This is a genomic window from Flavobacterium sp. GP15 (assembly GCF_014281985.1).
In the GTDB taxonomy this organism is placed as follows: Bacteria; Bacteroidota; Bacteroidia; order Flavobacteriales; family Flavobacteriaceae; genus Flavobacterium; species Flavobacterium pygoscelis.
Genome location: NZ_JACFTC010000011.1, coordinates 1 through 20,284 on the forward strand (window position 1 = coordinate 1; position 20,284 = coordinate 20,284).

15 protein-coding genes are annotated in these 20,284 nt (G+C 32.8%); 3 read left to right on the forward strand and 12 right to left on the reverse strand.

What is annotated here, in order from left to right; all coding sequences use genetic code 11:
- Window positions 1-263 precede the first annotated feature (263 nt).
- The 11 genes from trpA to H2650_RS15335 form a co-directional block, all read right to left on the reverse strand.
- The gene (trpA, locus tag H2650_RS15285; protein ID WP_188051696.1) at window positions 264-1,025 is read right to left on the reverse strand and encodes a tryptophan synthase subunit alpha; all 762 of its coding nucleotides are present in this window, start codon (window positions 1,023-1,025) and stop codon (window positions 264-266) included.
- 245 nt (window positions 1,026-1,270) lie between these two features.
- Entirely contained in the window at window positions 1,271-2,452 is a 1,182-nt protein-coding gene (gene trpB / locus H2650_RS15290) for a tryptophan synthase subunit beta (protein ID WP_188051697.1), read from the reverse strand.
- Window positions 2,453-2,464: 12 nt separating this feature from the next.
- Window positions 2,465-3,076 (reverse strand): phosphoribosylanthranilate isomerase, encoded by a 612-nt coding sequence (locus tag H2650_RS15295; RefSeq protein ID WP_188051698.1) that lies wholly within the window; start codon window positions 3,074-3,076, stop codon window positions 2,465-2,467.
- A 154-nt stretch (window positions 3,077-3,230) separates the two neighbouring features.
- A complete protein-coding gene (gene trpC, locus H2650_RS15300) occupies window positions 3,231-4,010 on the reverse strand; it encodes an indole-3-glycerol phosphate synthase TrpC (protein WP_188051699.1) in 780 nt (259 codons plus the stop codon).
- Between the two features lie 132 nt (window positions 4,011-4,142).
- Window positions 4,143-5,135, reverse strand: a complete 993-nt coding sequence (gene trpD, locus H2650_RS15305; protein ID WP_188051700.1) for an anthranilate phosphoribosyltransferase — start codon at window positions 5,133-5,135, stop codon at window positions 4,143-4,145.
- A gap of 61 nt (window positions 5,136-5,196) precedes the next feature.
- Complete coding sequence (locus H2650_RS15310; RefSeq protein WP_188051701.1) at window positions 5,197-6,033, reverse strand: cytochrome c family protein; 837 nt, start codon at window positions 6,031-6,033, stop codon at window positions 5,197-5,199.
- Between the two features lie 52 nt (window positions 6,034-6,085).
- Window positions 6,086-6,700 (reverse strand): aminodeoxychorismate/anthranilate synthase component II, encoded by a 615-nt coding sequence (locus H2650_RS15315; RefSeq protein WP_188051702.1) that lies wholly within the window; start codon window positions 6,698-6,700, stop codon window positions 6,086-6,088.
- A gap of 55 nt (window positions 6,701-6,755) precedes the next feature.
- Entirely contained in the window at window positions 6,756-8,156 is a 1,401-nt protein-coding gene (locus H2650_RS15320) for an anthranilate synthase component I family protein (RefSeq protein WP_188051703.1), read from the reverse strand.
- Between the two features lie 316 nt (window positions 8,157-8,472).
- Window positions 8,473-9,042, reverse strand: coding sequence for a YceI family protein (locus tag H2650_RS15325; RefSeq protein ID WP_188051704.1), 570 nt, complete (start codon window positions 9,040-9,042; stop codon window positions 8,473-8,475).
- Window positions 9,043-9,074: 32 nt separating this feature from the next.
- Window positions 9,075-9,707 (reverse strand): NAD(P)H-dependent oxidoreductase, encoded by a 633-nt coding sequence (locus H2650_RS15330; RefSeq protein WP_188051705.1) that lies wholly within the window; start codon window positions 9,705-9,707, stop codon window positions 9,075-9,077.
- Between the two features lie 14 nt (window positions 9,708-9,721).
- Window positions 9,722-10,177, reverse strand: coding sequence for a MarR family winged helix-turn-helix transcriptional regulator (locus H2650_RS15335; RefSeq protein WP_188051706.1), 456 nt, complete (start codon window positions 10,175-10,177; stop codon window positions 9,722-9,724).
- A gap of 340 nt (window positions 10,178-10,517) precedes the next feature.
- On the opposite strand from H2650_RS15335, the gene H2650_RS15340 reads away from it, so the two are divergent.
- The gene (locus tag H2650_RS15340) at window positions 10,518-16,532 is read left to right on the forward strand and encodes a PAS domain S-box protein (RefSeq protein WP_188051707.1); all 6,015 of its coding nucleotides are present in this window, start codon (window positions 10,518-10,520) and stop codon (window positions 16,530-16,532) included.
- A gap of 154 nt (window positions 16,533-16,686) precedes the next feature.
- Here the strand turns inward: H2650_RS15340 and H2650_RS15345 are convergent, their stop codons facing one another.
- Window positions 16,687-17,895, reverse strand: a complete 1,209-nt coding sequence (locus tag H2650_RS15345; RefSeq protein ID WP_188051708.1) for an aminotransferase class I/II-fold pyridoxal phosphate-dependent enzyme — start codon at window positions 17,893-17,895, stop codon at window positions 16,687-16,689.
- A 263-nt stretch (window positions 17,896-18,158) separates the two neighbouring features.
- On the opposite strand from H2650_RS15345, the gene H2650_RS15350 reads away from it, so the two are divergent.
- Both H2650_RS15350 and lpdA read left to right on the forward strand, forming a co-directional pair.
- Window positions 18,159-18,617: an Lrp/AsnC family transcriptional regulator gene (locus H2650_RS15350; protein WP_188051709.1), complete on the forward strand. Its 459-nt coding sequence runs from the start codon at window positions 18,159-18,161 to the stop codon at window positions 18,615-18,617.
- Window positions 18,618-18,844: 227 nt separating this feature from the next.
- On the forward strand, window positions 18,845-20,248 hold the full coding sequence (gene lpdA, locus H2650_RS15355) for a dihydrolipoyl dehydrogenase (protein WP_188051710.1): 1,404 nt from the start codon (window positions 18,845-18,847) through the stop codon (window positions 20,246-20,248).
- Window positions 20,249-20,284 lie beyond the last annotated feature (36 nt).

The following is a 20,284-nucleotide window of genomic DNA, read 5'->3' on the forward strand; positions in this document are numbered from 1 at the left end:
TTAATTTAGTGAATTCTATTTCATTCCGCCAAACTGACGAACAACTTGTATATATGTATGACTTTATCGTTCCTAAATCACCAAATCAGGGTAGATAAGTATAGAAACGTTCCTACATTACTTTATTTCAAATATATATAATAATTTCTTACAAATTTATATTTATGCAGTTTTACCATAAGAAAAATGTTGTTATGCGTATAAAAAAAAACGGCAGTTAAAACAATTTTTAAATGCCGTTTTTGATTATCAAAAAATAAAATTTAAATTATCTCCTCTACAAATTCCTTGATTTTTCCAGTTCCATTTTCGGTTAGATGTTTGATAAAAGCACTTCCTATAATGGCACCTTTAGCATATTGAGTGGCTTGGTTAAAGGTTTCTTTATTGCTAATTCCAAAACCAATTATTTGTGGGTTTTTTAAGTTCATGTCAGAGATGCGTTTGAAATAATCAGCTTGTTCCGCACCAAAACCAGTTTGTGATCCTGTAACACTTGCCGAACTCACCATATAAATAAATCCATCAGAGACACTATCTATAAAGTTAATGCGTTCTACTGCAGTTTGTGGCGTGATTAGAAATATATTTTTTAATCCGTATTTTTCAAAGGTTGCTTTGTATTCATCCGCGTAAACATCAACAGGAAGGTCCGGAATAATTAATCCATCAATTCCTATTTCGGCACATTTCTGGCAAAAATTTTCTATTCCGTATTGTAACATAGGATTGAAATAGCCCATAATCACTAAAGGAATGGTTACTGTTTTTCGGATGTCTTTTAGTTGATCAAACAAAACTTGAGTGGTCATTCCGTTATGGAGCGCTTGTGTTGAGCTGGCTTGAATTGTTGGTCCATCTGCCAAAGGATCACTGAAAGGTAAACCAATTTCGATCATATTGACGCCATTTTTTTCTAAATCTTGAATGATTTGAACGGTATCGTTTAAATTAGGATATCCGGCAGAGAAATAGATGGAAAATATCTTTTTGCTTTCTTGTAATTTTTTATTTATTCTGTTCATTTTATATTTTTTTTCTACTCTTTTAACAATCTTTAAGTATTTGAATTATTAGATTTTAAAGAGAATTAATTTGTTTTTTGACCGTCAAGTTTTTAAAAACTATATAAGTTGTTTTATTGGATTCGCGTAAGGGATTGCAGTGTAAATCCTTTTCCTTTTTTTCTTAAAAAAGGAAAAGATTGCAACGAAAAGCCCGCCCGCCGCTGTAACGCTAGTGAAAGCGGGGAAACGCCCCAAAAAATCTTTTATAATTTAAAATAATCGATATATGTATTCAAATCTTTATCGCCTCGGCCGGAAAGATTGATCACTACAATGTCCTCTGGTTTAAATTTCATTTCGTCCAGAACGGCAAACGCGTGCGCGCTTTCTATAGCGGGAATTAAGCCTTCCATTTTAGACAATTTGATTCCCCATTGCATGGCTTGATCATCTGTAATAGACACAAATTGGGCTCTTCCTGTAGCGAACAAATGCGCGTGCATAGGGCCAACTCCTGGATAATCTAGCCCTGCAGAAATAGAGTAGGGTTCTGTGATTTGTCCATCTGTAGTTTGCATCAACAATGTTTTACTACCGTGAATAACACCTACTTTTCCTAAGGCTGATGTAGCAGCACTTTCGCCAGAATGAACGCCTAAACCGGCAGCTTCGACAGCAATTATATTTACCTCTTCATTATCAAGGAAATGGTAATAGGTTCCGGCAGCATTACTACCACCACCAACGCAAGCAACCACATAATCCGGGTTTTCACGGCCTTCTTTTTCTAATAATTGTTCTTTGATTTCCTTAGAAATTACGCTTTGAAAACGCGCTACCATGTCTGGATACGGATGCGGTCCCACCACGGAGCCAATAATATAGTACGTATCAACGGGATTATTAATCCAATCGCGAATGGCTTCATTAGTAGCATCTTTTAAAGTTTTAGACCCTGACATTGCCGGACGAACCTCGGCGCCCAACATTTTCATACGAGCCACGTTTGGCGCTTGACGCTTAATATCGACTTCGCCCATGTACACAATGCATTCTAATCCCATAAGCGCGCAAACAGTAGCGGTTGCAACACCGTGTTGTCCTGCACCCGTTTCAGCAATGATTCTGGTTTTACCTAATCGTTTTGCTAAAAGAATTTGGCCGATGGTGTTATTGACTTTGTGCGCTCCCGTATGACACAAATCTTCTCTTTTTAGATAGATTTTAGTGTTGTATTCTTCTGATAAGCGTTTTGCAAAATAAAGCGGTGTAGGACGACCCACATATTCTTTTAGCAAAGCATCAAATTCAGCTTGGAATTCAGGTTCCGCTGTTATTTTTAAATAGTTTTGGCGTAGTTCTTCGACATTTGGGTATAACATTTCTGGAATGAAGGCACCTCCAAATTCTCCGTAATAGCCTTTTTCGTTTACGTGGTATGACATGTTTTTTTCTTTTTATTGTTTTATATTTGAGATACGAATGATCGCATCTTTAGATAATTCTACATTCTTTAATCCGGGTTCTATTTCAAATTTGCTATTGACGTCAATGGCATGAATAGGTAATTTTGTTTTCAATATTTCTTGTACACTTTGTAATTCCTCAATTCCAATTCCGCCGCTTAGAAAAAAGGGTTTTGTAGAAGGATAATTTTCAAGTGTTTTCCAATCGAATGTTGTTCCGTTTCCTCCCGGTAATTTTCCTTTAGTGTCAAAAAGGAAGTAATCACAAACGGTTTCATAAGGTTTTAAAAGTTCAAAATCAAAGCTATTTTCAACTGAAAACACTTTTATAATTTCGATTTCAGTATGCGTTTTATTTTTTAATTCTTTACAGAACGCAACTGATTCTAAGCCGTGCAATTGAATGGCTTGTAAATCGTGTTTTTTGGCTTTCGCCAAAATTACGTCTATAGTTTCATTTACAAAAACCCCAGTTTTCTTAATTGATTTCGGTAAAATTGGAATAATTCCATCAAAATAACGACTTGATTTTGCCCAGAAAATAAATCCCATATAATCGGGTAGGAGCGATGCTACTTCGAGTATGTTTTCAGGATATTTCATGCCGCAGATTTTGATCCCAAATCCCCCCGCCCCCCGAAGGGGGAGTTGTTGCGGCGGATTTGTACCGCAATTTTTATTGTTATTATTTCTTGAAAATGATTGCATACTAAAATTTATTTATCTGTAGCTAGTTCCCCCTTCGGGGGTAGGAGGATTAAATTTCACTAATAAACTCTTTGGCTGCTTTTCCAGCATTATCCGTTTTCATAAAATTTTCTCCTATTAAGAAACCTTTGTAACCAAATGGCTTTAATTCGGTTATTGCTTCAATTGAAGAGATGCCACTCTCTGATACTTTTACGAAATCATCTGGAATTTGTGCTGCTAATTGCTTGCTGAAATCTAAACTCACTTCGAATGTTTTTAGGTTCCTGTTATTTACGCCAATCATATCTAGTGTTGGCATTATCGATTTTTCTAATTCCTCCTGATTGTGTACTTCTAGTAAAACTTCTAGGTTTAAACTTTTTGCAAATTCAGATAGTGATTTGATTTCTTCACGAGTTAAAACTGCAGCAATTAGTAAAATTAAATCGGCTCCGTGGGCTTTTGCTTCTAATATTTGGTATTCGTCAACGATGAATTCTTTACGTAAAAGTGGAATATTGACCGAGGCTCTAGCCAAAAGTAAATCGTCTAACGAACCACCAAAATATTTTCCGTCGGTCAAAACTGAAATTCCACAAGCGCCAGCCTCTTCATATCCTTTTACCACTTCTTCGACAGTAAAACCATAATTGATTTCTGCCTTAGAAGGAGAGCGACGTTTGTGCTCCGCAATAATTCCTGAGGGGCTATTTTTTAAACTTTTACTCAAAGAAATAGTCTTTTTTTCGAAGAAAATCGATGCTTCCAGTTGAGAAACTGGAATGATTGATTTCTTGAGAATGACTTCCCTTTTTTTGTCGATAATTATTTTGTCAAGTATATTCATATTTGTTTTTACTGCTAAGGAATTCTTTTAATCTTTCTTTTGCCACTAAGGCGCAAAGGCACTAATTTTTTATACTGTGTTAATCTGTTTGCAAATTTTTATACTGCAAGCACTTACATTCTTAATTTGTATTTATCTACTCAATTCTTGTAATTTCTTCAAAGATAAAAGTCCTTTTCCAGACAGTAAACTCTCTTTTGCTATTTGAAATCCTTCTAAAGGACTACATTTTGTCACCGTCGCAATGGCCATTCCTGCATTGGCACAAACCACGTTATTTTGCGCTTCAGTTCCTTTGCCTGATATAATATCAATAAACATTTGCGCCGATTCATCAATAGTAGTTCCGCCTTCTATCTGGCTTTGCGCCAAAAGAGAAACACCAAAATCTTCTGGATTCAGCATTCCTTCTCGATTGTTGGTTATCATCTTCGTTGGTCCTGTCAGTGATACCTCATCATAACCATCAAGCGAATGCAAAATCGTGAAATTTGTGTTTGTATTTTGGTACAAATAGGCATACATTCTTGCCAATTCTAAATTGAAAACACCTACTAATTGATTTTGAGGAAAGGATGGATTTACCATTGGCCCAACCATATTAAAAAAGGTTTTTACTGCTAATTCTTTTCGGATGGGACCTACGTTTTTCATCGCAGGATGAAATAAAGGAGCGTGCAAAATTGCAATTCCAGCTTGGTCAATACTACGTTCTAGAAAATCAGATTCATTGCTGAATTTAATTCCTAATTTCTCCATGACATTACTAGATCCTGAAATAGAAGAGAGACCGTAATTTCCATGTTTAGCAACTTTAATTCCAGCTCCTGCAGCTACAAATGATGCTAAAGTAGAGATGTTAAAAGTATCTTTTCCGTCGCCACCCGTTCCACATAAATCAACCGTATTGTACGCCGATAAATCGACGCGAATACACAAATCAAGTAAAGCTTCACGAAACCCAGAAAGTTCGTCGATACTTACACTACGCATCATGTAAACAGTCAAGAAAGAGGCAATTTGGCTAGTATTGTAACTGCCGTTGGAAATGTTTACTAAAACATTTTTAGCTTCTTCCTTCGAAAGCGTTTCATGATTGATCAATCTGTTTAATATATTTTTCATTTTTTTTTAAGATTCAAATGGGATATATGATTTTGGATTCTTTTTTAAGGCTAATTAAATCCTACTCGCTTTTTTTATGTTGTGCCATGTATTTTAAATAATCAACTATTTCTTGGGACTGCTGTTGGGTTATTCCTAAATTCGGCATTTTTACTTTATGTCTAAAAGAGGCAGGATTAACTATATAAGCAACCAATTCTTTTTCCTTCCAATATTCGGTAACACTTTTTGGATAGTTTAATTCTGGGCCCATAGTTCCTCCAATTTCATTGATGGCATGACAGGTAATACATTGATTTTGAAATAAATTATAGCCTATCTCAACTTTTTTATTATCTATAGGAAATAATTCATTACGGGATGTATTACTAGGTTCTAGATGAATTTTTATCAAATTATAAGGCCATTTGTAACGGCTATCTTTTTCAGAAACGGATTCGTAAACGATATAAAAAGGCGTAGCGTCCATTTCGTTTTCATTTTTAATTATTTTCTCCCATTTCAAACCTTTTGGAGCTTCGACATCTTGGAAGGCTAGGAAAGATTTGGTGTTCAAAAATAATTCTAATGGCATTTCGGGTTTGTAACCGTCAATACACTCAAAAACAATTTTAGTATTTTTTATATCAATTGTACTTAATTCAACTTGGCTTTTAAGCAATTTTTCAGCGTTTACTGCTTTGTATTTTTTTATTTTATGATAAACAGGATCATTAATAATTGTAACAATGGTATCTTTTCCTAACTTATTTTTTGCTTGTAAATTAAGCAAGTCCAATGTTATTTTTTTTTGCGTAGAATTTCTAGTTTCTATTTTTTGCTCCGTATTTTGATGACAAGAAATAAAACTGAAAGTAAGTAGTAAAATAAATACAATATGGATTTTGACTATTTTCATTTTTTAAAAATAAAAGTGGAACCGATTTTTAAGGACTGCTAATTATTAATTATTAGTTTTTTACCCAGTTTTCTAATATCTTTTTCCCATTTGGTGTTAGCACGCTTTCAGGATGAAATTGTACGCCTCGGACATCAAAAGTTCTATGGCGTAACGACATTACCTGCCCATTTTCGTCAAAAGAAGTTGCTTCTAGAACATCTGGTAAATTAGTATCTACAACCCAAGAATGGTAGCGACCTACTTCAAATTCGTTTCCTAAACCTTCAAATAAAAGCTCATCGTCAACCACTGTTTTTACCATTGTTGCTACTCCATGATAAACATGATCTAAGTTAGAAAGTGTTCCGCCAAAAACTTCGCCAATCGCTTGTTGTCCTAAACAGACTCCAAAAATACTTTTTGTTGAAGCATATACTCGAATTACTTCTTTTAGCAATCCTGCTTCATCTGGAATTCCTGGGCCTGGAGAAAGTAGTATTTTATCAAAAGCTGCAATTTCTTCAATATCAAATTCATCGTTTCTAAAAACGGTCACCTCACAATTTAAATCTTCGAGATAATGCACTAAATTATATGTGAAACTATCGTAATTGTCTATGACTAGTATTTTTCCCGTAGCCCCCGAAGTTGGAACTGTTGGTTTAGTTGTATTTTTATTTTCCATTTTAAAATTTTTTAGTCTCGTCTTCCTCCCCTTCGGGGACGGCTTGGGAGGGGATTTATATTGTTTCGGCTAAATCTAAAGCGGCATTTAACGCTCTTAACTTGTTGTAAACTTCTTGCATTTCGCTTTCTTCATCAGAGCTGGCAACAATTCCTGCACCGGCTTGTGAATGCAATTGATGGTTTTTACTGAGGAAAGTACGAATCATTATAGCATGATTAAAATTACCTTCAAAATCCATGAAGCCAATCGCTCCTCCATAAAAATTACGATTTGTTTTTTCGTAGTCTTCAATCAATTGCATAGCGCGATGTTTAGGCGCTCCGCTCAAAGTTCCCGCAGGAAATGTATCGGCAACTACTTGCATGGTTGTGGCTTTTTCATGTAAATGTCCCGTTACTTTTGAAACTAAATGAATTACATGCGAGAAGAATTGTACTTCTCTGTATTTTTCAACGTTCACATCATGACCATTGCGACTCAAATCATTTCTGGCTAAATCTACTAACATTACATGTTCGCTGTTTTCTTTTTTATCTTCTGATAATTGTTTGGCAAGAACGGCATCCTTTTCGTCATCACCTGTTCTTTTGAATGTTCCTGCAATAGGATGGATTTCCGCTTTACGATCTTTTACGATAATTTGAGCTTCAGGAGAAGATCCAAATATTTTAAAATCGCCATAATCAAAAAAGAATAAATAGGGTGAAGGGTTTATGCTTCTCAAGGCGCGATATACATTAAACTCATCTCCTTTAAAACCTTGAGTAAATCGTCTGGATAACACCAATTGAAAAACATCGCCTCTAAAACAATGTTTTTTAGCTAAAGAAACATTGTGCTTAAATTCCTCGTCTGTTAAATTAGAGAAACCTTCTCCTTCTTTACTGAATTTATAAGAAGCAATATTTCGGGATTGCAGTAATTGCTCAATTTCTGAAATGTTGTTTCTATCATCGACACTATGACAAAAAATATATGCTTCATTTTTGAAATGATTAATCGCAATAATATTTTGATAAACTGCATAATAGACATCAGGAATCGTATTACTATTTTCTTTTTTGGCAATAGCTACTTTTTCAAAATAACGAACGGCATCATACGAAATGTATCCAAATAATCCGTTATTGATGAATTTAAAATCATTTTTCTCTGATTTAAATTGATGTGAAAACTCCTCAATGATTTGCGGTATATCGGTATTTGAGTCGATAATTATTTTCTCAACATTTCCGTCAGGATACGTTTTAGAGATAGTCTCATTTTCAATTTTTATCGAAGCAATAGGATTACAACAGATGTAAGAGAAGCTATTATCATTACCGTGGTAATCACTACTTTCTAATAACAAACTATTCGGGAATTTATCTCTAATTTTAAGATATACACTCACTGGAGTGATCGTATCAGCGAGAATTTGTTTGTGTTTTGTATTTAAGATATACTGTTTCAAGAGAAATAAATTTAATAATTACTATTTTATTGGCACAAAAAAAAGGCTTGTCGTGATGACAAGCCTTTTATATTTATAGTTCAAATAATACTATAGGAGCTTAGTTCACGACGTTTGACGTAAATTGTTCCACCACCAAGTATTGTTTAAAATTGTGTTCATGTTTTATTTTATTGCAACAAATATATAAATGTAATTTGATTATTCAAATAGATCAAATGTTAATTTTTTTTATAAATGGTATTATTTTTTCTTATTCAAAAAAATAAAACCCCAACAATTTCTTGCTGGGGTTTGTAAAATGGTGTTTTGTAAATTAGAATTTTAAAGCTACAGTTAAATCGAAATTATCATTGATAGCTTTGTCTCCTAGGTTATCAAAGAAACTTCCAGAACCATATTTAATATCATATTTAGTTCTGTCAATTTTTAAATTAGTTGTAGCAGTATTTGCTGTTGTAGCAAGATCAAAAGTTACTGGTTTAGTAATGTTTTTTATTGTTAAATCAGCAGTTACGGTATATAAATTAGGTGATTTAGTAACAATTTTTTTGAAAACTAAAGTAGCTGTAGCAAATTTATCAGTTCCAAAAAAGTCATCCGCTTTTAAGTGACCTTCTAATTTCTCTTTACCTTGTCCTTCTTTTAAGTCAGTTACAATCATTGAATTCATGTCTACTGTAAATGCACCACCTACAACATTTTTCCCTTTAAAAACAAGACTACCGTCTTTTAGGTTTACTGTTCCTTCATGTTGTCCTGTTACTTTTTTCCCTGTCCAGTTGATTGTACTTTTTGTAACATCTACTTTTTTTGTTTGTGCTGATACTGATGTTGTAGCTAAAACTACTACTAATGCTAATGCAATTGCTTTAAAATTTTTCATTTTTTTTGTAAATTTAATTTAAGGTTTAATAATTATAGAGTAATAAATAATTCTTCGTTTGATTTTCTAACTTTTTTGAAATGTTGTGTAGCATCTTCCTCATGTCTGTAGCCAAGAGTTGCTATTAATGTGGCGTTCAGTCCTAATTTATCAAGTCCTAATGCTTGGTTAACTTGAGCTGGAACAAAACCTTCCATTGGAGTAACATCAATTTTTAAGTCAGCCGCCGCATTCAAAAGATTCCCTAAAGCCAAATAGGTTTGTTTGGCAGACCAGTTGTTTTTTTCATCTTCTGATAGTGCTGTGATCGTCTTTTTCATAAAATCAATGTAGCCTTTCATGCTTTCAAGAGTAACATTTCTTGTTTCACTAACATTTTTAAAATAACTGTCAATTCCAGTTACTCCAAAATTTAACTCATTAGCAAAAATAATGATATGCGAAGCATCTACTATTTGTGATTGTCCCCAAGCCGCTGGTTGCAATTGGGCTCTTAATTCTGGATTTTCGACAATAATAATTTTATATGGTTGTAATCCGTAAGAAGAAGAACTTAAACGTATAGCTTCTTTTAGGATAGCAATTTCTTCATTTGTTATTTTTTTGGAGCTATCGAATTTTTTTGTAGCGTATCTCCAATTTTGATTTTCTATAAAGGTATTCATGTTGTTTTTATACGTTATTGGTTTCTAAATTTCTCTAATAAATAGTTTAACTGAATAATTTCGTCTGAACTTAAGTTATTTGAAAAAAACTGCTCGTGCTGTATTACTTTAGGATCAAGATCTTTTAGTATATCTAATCCTTTTTGGGTAATTAGAACTTCTATTTTACGTCTGTTTTCTGGGCAAACTTTTCGGGTAACGAAATCTTTTAATAACAGTTTGTCAACTAATCGGGTGGTATTACTCGTTTTAGCCAGCATTCGTTCTTGTATCATCGACATATTTGCAGGATTTCCTTTTTGACCTCTTAATATTCGAAGTACATTATATTGTTCTCCGGAGATATCATAAGATTTAAGTATTTCATTAAATTTATCGGTAATCATACTCTGCGTGTACAAAATATTTAGGATGATTTTTTTAGAATTATCCATCGGTACTGTTGACTTTAAAACCTCTTCAATTTTCATATTTTAACTATATGTAATTTGTTGGTACAAATGTAACACTTTTTTTATTTGTATATACAAATGTTATTAATTTTTTTTATTAATTTTTTAATTATGCTGTTGAGCAATAACTGTTGTCTATAAAATTGTAGCTTACTTTATAATTTAAAAGCTAAAGTTTCAAATTATATTAATTAACAAAAGAGGTTTTCTACTTCTTTTTTTGAGATTCAATTTTATTGCAATGCTAATGAAGTATTATTTCAGGTTTAAGTATTTAGTGTTAAAAAATATTTAAGTTTTTCATTTTTTATTTACAATATTATTTTGTTATATTTAACTTTTAATCAAATTCATAAGCATGAATAATGACGAGCCTACCTACAATGATTTACTTGATCTGTTAAGAAATAAGGATCTAGAAATAAATAGGCTATTACAAAAGGAGCAATCTTTCTTAAACTTTGATTTTTACCAAAAAGGATCTCAAGATTTAGTTTGCATCGCTGGCTTTGATGGGTTTATTAAAGAGACCAATCTCGCTTTTCTAAAAACCTTAGGATATAGCTTAGAGGAATTACTATCCAATCCTCTTCAGAACTTTATTCATCCTGATGATCGCTATAAGACAAATGAAGAATTGGTGTTATTATCAAAGTTTCAATCTTCGATTTACTTTGAAAATCGCTATATAAAAAAGAATGGAGATATTGTTACGATAGAATGGACAATCACTTTGTCTCCCACACAGGAATTTGTTTATGGAATAGGTAAAGATATTTCGGAAATTAAAAAGAGTCAACTGCACCTACTTTCAAATCAAAAATTACTTAGTGATGCTCAAAAAATTGCTAAAATAGGCAGTTGGGAACTAGACATGCAAGATCAAAAAATGATTTGGTCTCAAGAGTTATATGTACTCTATGAAATAGAAACATTCTCCGATCAAAACCTCTTTGAAGAATTTACAAGTATTTATTCAGAACAAAACAAAAAATATTTTTTTAATAAAATTGAGCAATCACTCATTAATAAACTACCATTTGAAGTAGAGAAAAAGGTCACTCTGTCAAATGGTAATAAAAAATGGTTTCGTTCAATCGTTACTCCATTAATTGATAAAGAAGGATTCGTTATAGCCTTACGAGGAAATACACAAGATATTACAGAGAAAAAAAGCGCTCAAAAAGCGCTTAAAAGTCAGGAAAAGGCTTTAACCGACTTTAAACTGAAATTATTTGAGCAAGAAAGCAATGCAAAGTTTAAGAATTACATTGCTAATGCTCCTGATGGAGTTTTTGTAATCGACAATGAAAGAAATTATTTAGAAGTCAATGAAGCTGCCATTCAATTGACGGGTTATTCTAAAGAAGAACTGTTGAAAATGAAATTTGGGGAACTTTCTTTTAGTAATGATCTTGATCATTCAATTGCTAAATTCCAGTTGTTAAAGAAAACAGGAATGATGAAAGGCGAAGAAAGAATTCGTCGTAAAAATGGGGAACAAATATGGTGTTTTCTTGATGTTGTAAAACTTTCTGAAACATTATATCTGGGTTTTTTTAAAAATATTACAGAAAAGAAAAATACAGAGAAAAAGATTGAGCAAAATGAAAAAAGATTTCGTGCTCTAGTAGAATATAATGATGGGATTATTGCCATATTAGATAAAGATCTCAATACTATTTTTAGAAGTTCTTCGTCAGAGCGAATTACAGGATATTCAGATGGCGAATTTAAAATAATCAAAAATTCAGACTACTTTCATCCCGATTACTTTGATTATGTCAAAAAAAATATAGAGAAATCTCTTGAAAATCCCGGAATACCAATACCAATACTTGTTCAAATTAAACATAAAAATGGACATTATATTTGGTTACAAGGAGTTTTGAATAATAGAATTTTAGATCCTAATGTTGGTGGCATCATTTTGAATTTAAAAGAGGTAACAGAAGCTAAAATTGCTCATGACACTATTGTAAGTGAAAAAGAAAAATTTGATAAAATTGCTGCAACTTCACCGGGTTTAATATATTCGATGCGACAAACCGCAGATGGAGCTTTACATTATTCTTATGCTAGTAATGCAATACAAGATATATATGGTTTTTCGTTTGAAGAAATTAAAAATGATGCCAATAAAATATTTAAACTCATACATCCACTTGATTATGAAAAAGTAGTTTCAAGTATAAGAGAAACTAAATTAAAATTAGTTCCATTAAAATGTGAATACCGTTATTTTCATCCGCAAAAAGGTTTAGTCTGGCACGATGTCAATTCTTTGCCTGTTGTTGAGCCAGAAGGTACTGTAATTTGTCACGGTATTGTCACAGATATAACTCAGAGAATTTCTACAAAGCAAAAAATAATCAAGGCCAATAGACTTTATTCCTTTATAAGTCAGATGAATCAAATGATTGTTAGAACAGTAGATCAAGAAACGCTATTTAGAGAAGCCTGTAAGATTGCTGTAGCATTAGGCAAGTTTAAAATGGTTTGGATTGGACTTTTAGATGAAACAAATCATCAAATCGTTCCTGTAAGAATGGAAGGAATTGATAATGATTATTTTTCTAAAATAAAAACAATCTCTATAGAAGATGGACCTTTAGGGAGAGGACCTGCAGGTCGTTCTATCAGAGAAAATCAATATATTGTATGTAATGATATTGAAAACGATCCCATGATGTTGCCCTGGAAAGAACATGCATTATTGTGTGGTTATAATTCTTTAATGTCGGTACCAATAAAAAAGTTTGGTAAAACAATTGGAGCTTTTTCTTTTTATGCAGATGAGAAAAACTTTTTTGATGCAGAACAAATTCAACTTTTAGTAGGTGCTACCAGCGATGTTGCTTTTGCGTTAGAAATTTTTGAAAAAGAATTATTAAGAAAAAAAGCAGAAGAGGAAGTTTTAGAAAGCGAAAAAAGATACCATACGCTAACAGTAGTTTCTCAAGTTGGAATATTTAGAACTGATTTAGCCGGAGCTACAACTTATGTTAATCCTTACTGGTGTCAAGTTTCTGGTTTGTCCTATGAGGAAGCCATAGGAAAGGATTGGTTTAAGGCGGTTCATATAGAAGATAGAGCTTCATTGATTGAAGGATGGAAAAATGCTTCCAGTAATCAAGAATTATCTTTATCAGAATTTCGTTTTGTTCGTCCCGACGGATCCATTGCTTGGGTTATTGGTAAAGCCATGCCAGAACGAAATCTTAAAAATAAAATCATAGGATATATAGGTACCGTGACTGATATTACGGAGCGTAAGCTTGCCGAAGATGCTATTTTAGAAGAAAAACAGCTCTCGGAAATGATAATTAATAATCTTCCAGGCATTTTTTATCTCTATGATGAAAAAGGAATTATTAGTAGATGGAACAAAAATTTCGAAACAGTTTCAGGATACAACACGGAGGAAATTGCTAAGATGAAACCAGTTGATTTTTATGATATAGACTTTAAGGATAAAATACAAAGTAGAATAAAATCACTGTTTGAGAAAAATTCACCTGGAATAGAAATTGAACTTTTTACCAAAGATAAAAGTAAAATTCCATTTTATATTAATTCACATTGTCTTGAATACAAAGGGAAAAAGAGAATTTTAGGAATGGGATTAGACCTTTCTGATATTAAAAAGGCAGAACAAAAAATAAAAATTGCTAACGAAAGATATGAAATGATATCGGCCGCTACAAACGATGCCGTTTTTGAAGTTGACTTGATAACGGGTGAAAGTTGGAATAACAAAAGATTTGTAGAACTTTTGGGTTTCGGTAGTACCAACCGTACAGGTGTTAATAACAGTATAATTTGGCGTTCAAGAGTGCATCCCGATGATCGAGAAAGAGTAACCAAAAAAATGGATGATTCCTATGCAAGCGACGTAAGTTTATGGTCTGATGAATTTCGTTTTCAAAAAGCAGATGGCACTTATGGAATTTTTTATGACAGAGGAATTATATCCAGAGATGAGGAAGGTAGAGCAATTAGGCTAAATGGAGCCATGATTGAAGTCACAGAATTAAAAAATATTAAAGAGCAACTTATTAGTAGTGAAGATAAATATCGAAGTTTGGTCGAGCAAGCCTCAGATGCTATTTTTATTAATGATATTTCGGGTGATTTATTAGAAGTAAATGATAGTGCATGCCAAATGTTGGGATATACCAATCAGGAACTTTGCTGTAAAAATATAAAAGAATTATACACTAATAAAGAACTTAAAGCGAGACCCATACTATTTGAGGAATTATTAAATGGAAAAAGAACTTTACTAGAACGCACTATGCTGCGTAAAGATGGAACTCTAATTGATGTAGAAATTACAGCCAAAATGATTGCTGATGGCCGAATAGTAGCTATTGTTCGTAATATTACCGAACGCAAAAAAATAAATGATGACTTCAAGAAAATGAATAAAAAAATGGAAGCCATTCTTGGTGCTATTCCTGATTTATTGTTTGAAGTAGATTTGAATGGTGAAATTTACAATTATCATTCCCGTCGTAATGATTTATTAGCAATGCCAGCACAATTTTTCTTGGGAAAGAAATTTACAGATATACTTCCTTTAGATGCAGCTAATATATGTTTATCGGCTATTAACGAAGCTTATGAAAAAGGCTTTTCAGCAGGAAAACAATATACACTACAACTTAAAAGTGGTCTGCATTGGTTTGAACTTTCTGTCGCTCCAATGAAAGAAAATTTTAATGATGAAACCCATTTTATATGTTTATGTCGTGATATAACAACGGCCAAAGAATCAGATTCTGCACTTTTTAAAAGTGAAGAGCGTTACAGAGGTTTACTTAATAATCTCGATGCCGGTATTGTGGTTCATGCAGCTGATACTTCTGTTGTGGTTGCCAATAAAAAAGCAGCAGAATTATTAGGATTAAGGGATGATCAAATCATAGGTATTTCAGCTTTTGATTCTACTTGGAAATTTCTAAATGAAGATAAAACGGTTATGGAGTTAGATAATTTCCCTGTAAGCCAAATTATTAGAAATAAAGAACCTCTAAAAAATTTCACATTAGGAGTTACTCGTTCCAATACTCAAGATCTAATTTGGTTGTTGGTCAACGGATATCCTGATGTAGATCATTACGGAAACATCATCGAAATTGTAGTTAGTTTTTTAGACATTACCGAACAAAAAGTGTTGGAAATGGAGTTACTTAATGCCAAAGAATTAGCGGAATCTGCCAATAAAGCGAAGAGTGATTTCTTAGCCAACATGAGTCATGAAATTAGAACTCCATTAAATGGTATTATTGGTTTTACCCATTTATTGGTTAAATCTGATCTCAAGAAAAATCAGGCAGAATATATGAATACTGTCAATGAATCTGCTATATCGCTAATGGAAATTGTCAATGATGTTTTGGATTTTTCTAAAATTGAGTCTGGGAAATTAGAACTTAATATAGAAAAAGTAAATCTCAATAAATTAGCCACTCAAATTATTAACTTATTTAAATTTCAAGCCAATCAGAAAAGAGTTGCTTTGATTTTAAGTATTGATAAAACTATTCCAAACTATATTCTAGCCGATTCCATTCGATTAAAACAAATATTAGTCAATTTATTGAGTAACGCAATTAAGTTTACCAGTTTTGGAGAAATTCATCTTGATATTAATGAAATTCCTTCGGATGAAAAAAAATACACTACTATTAAATTTTCTGTAAAAGATACTGGTGTCGGAATCAAAATGGCTAATAATGAGAAGATATTTCAATCTTTTGTTCAAGAGGATAACTCAACCAATCGTAAATTTGGTGGCACCGGATTAGGTTTGGCTATTTCAAATCAGCTAGCGGGTTTGATGGATAGTAAATTACAGTTAATTAGTAAATACGGAGATGGAAGTGATTTTTTCTTTATTGTTAAATTTAAAAAAGTAAAAAATAAAGACACCTTACAATTAATGCCAAAACTAGTACCAATTATTAGTGATGAGCCTACAACAATTCTTGATGGTATCAAAGTATTGATAGTTGAGGATAATAAGATCAACATGCTTTTGGCAAAAACATTAGTAAAACGAATTATTTCTAACTGTACTATTTTTGAGGCATATGATGGTAACGAAGCAGTTGAAATTTATAAAAAAGAGAAACCCGATGTTATTTTAATGGATATTCAAATGCCCAATAAAAATGGATATGAAGCAACACAAGAAATTAGAGAATTAAAAGATTCTGAAAATATTCCAATCATTGCAATTACGGCAGGAATTTTAGTTGGAGATAAAGAAAAGTGTCTTGTTGCGGGAATGAATGATTATTTACCCAAACCAATTATCAAATTAGATTTAGAAAAAGTTTTATGCAAATGGCTAAAAAAATCATGATTTATCCTGTAAAACAATTGAATTAATCTAGAAAATAATTATTCAAAATGAATATCTTTTAGTACCCAATTCCAACGAAAATTTTTAATGATTTTATCAAAAGAAAAAGCCTGTAATAAAATACAGGCTTTACTTTTATACAAGAATTTCAAGTTTATGAAGCTAGAATATTTAATTCAACCATACAAGCTTTCATCATCTGATACGTTCTTTCGATATCATTATCTAAACCTATAGAAAAACGAATTAAACCATCTGTCAATCCCATTTCTATTTGTTCTTCCATTGGAATTTCGCTCGATGTTGAGGTTCCTGGAGCACTAAATAAAGTTTTATAAAATCCTAAACTCACAGCTAAATACCCCAAGTTTTTAGACTGCATTAATTCCATTAAAGCATTGGCTTTTGCCAAAGTGCCAACATCTAGTGTCATCATTCCTCCAAAACCATATTCTGGATTAATCATCGTTTTGTAGATTTTATGACTCGGATGACTTTCTAAACCTGGATAAACAGTTATTAATCCGTCTTTTTCAAAACGTTCTGCAAGATACATGGCATTATGGCTGTGTTGTTTCATACGAATATGTAGTGTACGCAAATTTTTCATTACACTCGCCGAACGCATACTATCCATTGTTGGCCCAAGCAACATACTAGCACCACTATTTACATTTTTTAAACTATTAATAAATTCAGTAGAGGCACACGTTACTCCGCCTACCGTATCACTACTTCCGTTAATGTATTTTGTTAAGCTATGAATCACAATATCAGCGCCTAATTTTGCTGGAGAAACGGATAGGGGTGAAAAAGTATTATCAACCACAAGCGTTAAATTATGACGTTTTGCAATTTTGGATAAACCCTCAATATCCGCTACTTCAAGCAAGGGATTACTCACAGTTTCACAATACAAAACTTTAGTATTTGAAGTGATCGCATTCTCTACAACGTCAAGTTTTGTAATATCTACAAATGCCGTTGTAATGCCTAATCTTGGAGCAAAATTTTTCAAAAACGCATACGTTCCTCCATAAATAGTTCTGCTAGAAACAATATGATCACCCGTTCCACATAATTGTAATAGAGTAGGAGTAATAGCTCCCATTCCTGATGCCGATACATTAGCCGATTGAGTTCCTTCCATCGCTGCCAAAGCTTTGTCTAAATACAAATTACTAGGCGAAGAATGGCGAGAATATAAGTAGCATCCTTCCATATTTCCCTCAAAAGTGTCGAACATGGTTTTCGCCGAAAGGAAAGTGTAAGTAGATGAATCAGAAATCGATGGATTTACACCACCAAATTCTCCAAAGTATTGTAAATCTTGAATGTTGTCTGCGGGGTTAAAGTTTTTCATATCTATTTTTTTAGGAGCTATTTCCTGCTATTCGCTGTATCTTTTAGTCGCTATCGCTTCCAAAAGGATGCCGCTTCTATCAGGGCTAGGTTTTTAGTTGTTAATAAGTGAATTCAAAATAACATGATTTCAGTTTATTAATCAATGCTATAGTTTTATATTAGATTTTAAAACTATCAAATGATGTAATTGTAAATTAATTATCTAAATTAGCTTTCAAAATAAGATTATTATAGATTTTATTTCAATTCAAATTCTAAAAAATGACATTAGACGCAACCGATAAAAAATTACTCTTCCTATTGCAATCAGATTGTAAGAAAACAACCAAAGAGCTTTCTCTTAAATTAAATCTCTCCGTAACTGCAGTTTATGAACGCATCAAAAAACTAGAAAGAGAAGGGATTATCGACAAATATGTGGTGCTTGTTAATCGTTCTAAAGTCGAAAAAGGGTTTGTTGTTTTTTGTCATCTAAAACTAATACAGCATACAAAAGAATTTATTTCAAAGTTTGAAAGTGAAGTAATACAACTCAATGAAGTTTTAGAATGCCATCATGTAAGTGGTGATTATGATTATATTCTGAAAATTGTTGTCAAAGATATGGAGGCGTATCGAGAATTCTTGGTTACAAAACTCACTACTTTAGAGCACATAGGAAGTACACACAGTACCTTTATGATTAATGAAGTTAAAAACACGACAATAGTTGCTCTTTAAAGCATATTAAAGAATAGTCGATTTTTTTTACCGCTTAATATTTTTTTGGTTTTTAGTACATTTTGGAATTCTTATTAACGATAATTCAATTTGTATTGTATTGTGTTATAACCATTTGTTAATGAATGCATTTTCTTGGTAAAAAACCTTGCTAATTAAACTTTAAACAAAACTTAATTCCTTAATTTTGTGCAACATTTTATAAAAACACACTAAAATAAATTACTATGAGTTCATTTGACGTAGTCATTATAGGTTCAGGACCTGGAGGATATGTATCAGCAATTCGTTGTGCGCAACTGGGTTTTAAAACAGCAATTATCGAAAAATATTCTACTTTAGGTGGAACTTGTCTAAATGTAGGTTGTATTCCTTCTAAAGCTTTGCTTGCTTCTTCGCATCATTATAGTGAAATTTCACATTTTGCAGAGCACGGAATCGAAGTTTCGGGAGAAGTAAAAGTGAATTTAGAAAAAATGATTGCACGCAAACAAGCTGTTGTTGACCAAACTTCTGGTGGTGTGAAATTTTTGATGGATAAAAATAAAATTACAGTTCTTGAAGGTCTAGGTTCATTTGTAGATGCTACGCATGTTGCGGTTGCTAAAGCGGATGGAACTTCTGAAACTATCGAGGCTAAAAATATAATTATCGCTACGGGTTCTAAACCTTCTTCTTTACCATTTATCAAATTAGATAAAGAAAGAATCATCACTTCTACAGAAGCGTTGAAATTGAAAGAAGTACCTAAACACCTTGTTATTATTGGTGGTGGAGTAATTGGTATCGAGTTAGGTCAAGTATATTTACGTTTAGGAGCGCAAGTTTCTGTAGTAGAATATTTGGACAGAATCATTCCAGGAATGGATGCTTCATTGTCTAAAGAATTGACTAAAGTATTAAAAAAACAAGGAATGAAATTCTACGTTTCGCACAAAGTGAAATCAGTAGAAAGAAATGGAGAAGGAGTTGTTGTTCAAGCAGAAAATGCTAAAGGAGAAACAATTACTTTAGAAGGAGATTACTCTTTAGTTTCTGTAGGTCGTCGTCCTTACACAGAAGGTTTGAATGCAGACAAAGCTGGAGTGAAAATTTCTGACAGAGGAATGGTTGAAGTAAACGATCATTTGCAAACGAATGTTCCTAATATCTATGCTATTGGTGATGTTGTTCGTGGAGTAATGTTGGCGCACAAAGCGGAAGAAGAAGGAACTATGGTTGCTGAAATTTTAGCTGGTCAAAAACCACATATTGATTATAACTTAATTCCTGGTGTTGTTTACACTTGGCCAGAAGTGGCTGCAGTAGGACAAACAGAGGAGCAATTAAAAGCTGCTGGAGTAGATTATAAATCAGGAAGTTTCCCTTTCAAAGCTTTAGGTCGTGCGAGAGCAGGTGGAGATTTAGACGGATTCGTAAAAATTCTTGCTGATGCAAAAACAGATGAGGTTCTTGGCGTTCACATGATTGGTGCTCGTTGTGCTGATTTAATTGCTGAAGCAGTTACAGTAATGGAGTTTAAAGCATCTGCTGAAGATATTTCTAGAATGTCACATGCACATCCTACCTTTGCGGAAGCTATTAAAGAAGCTGCATTAGCGGCTACAGATAATAGAGCATTGCACGTATAAAATATAGTTCTAAAATAATAAATCCCAAATTCCAGA

Bases quoted from the DNA above. Each gene is read 5' to 3' on its own strand.
- H2650_RS15340 (WP_188051707.1), top strand. From the start codon at position 10,518: ATGAATAATGACGAGCCTACCTACAATGATTTACTTGATCTGTTAAGA.
- H2650_RS15330 (WP_188051705.1), bottom strand. From the start codon at position 9,707: ATGAATACCTTTATAGAAAATCAAAATTGGAGATACGCTACAAAAAAA.
- trpB (WP_188051697.1), bottom strand. From the start codon at position 2,452: ATGTCATACCACGTAAACGAAAAAGGCTATTACGGAGAATTTGGAGGT.
- H2650_RS15295 (WP_188051698.1), bottom strand. From the start codon at position 3,076: ATGAAATATCCTGAAAACATACTCGAAGTAGCATCGCTCCTACCCGAT.
- H2650_RS15310 (WP_188051701.1), bottom strand. From the start codon at position 6,033: ATGAAAATAGTCAAAATCCATATTGTATTTATTTTACTACTTACTTTC.
- trpD (WP_188051700.1), bottom strand. From the start codon at position 5,135: ATGAAAAATATATTAAACAGATTGATCAATCATGAAACGCTTTCGAAG.
- H2650_RS15345 (WP_188051708.1), bottom strand. From the start codon at position 17,895: ATGAAAAACTTTAACCCCGCAGACAACATTCAAGATTTACAATACTTT.
- H2650_RS15315 (WP_188051702.1), bottom strand. From the start codon at position 6,700: ATGGAAAATAAAAATACAACTAAACCAACAGTTCCAACTTCGGGGGCT.
- H2650_RS15335 (WP_188051706.1), bottom strand. From the start codon at position 10,177: ATGAAAATTGAAGAGGTTTTAAAGTCAACAGTACCGATGGATAATTCT.
- H2650_RS15350 (WP_188051709.1), top strand. From the start codon at position 18,159: ATGACATTAGACGCAACCGATAAAAAATTACTCTTCCTATTGCAATCA.
- lpdA (WP_188051710.1), top strand. From the start codon at position 18,845: ATGAGTTCATTTGACGTAGTCATTATAGGTTCAGGACCTGGAGGATAT.
- trpA (WP_188051696.1), bottom strand. From the start codon at position 1,025: ATGAACAGAATAAATAAAAAATTACAAGAAAGCAAAAAGATATTTTCC.
- trpC (WP_188051699.1), bottom strand. From the start codon at position 4,010: ATGAATATACTTGACAAAATAATTATCGACAAAAAAAGGGAAGTCATT.
- H2650_RS15325 (WP_188051704.1), bottom strand. From the start codon at position 9,042: ATGAAAAATTTTAAAGCAATTGCATTAGCATTAGTAGTAGTTTTAGCT.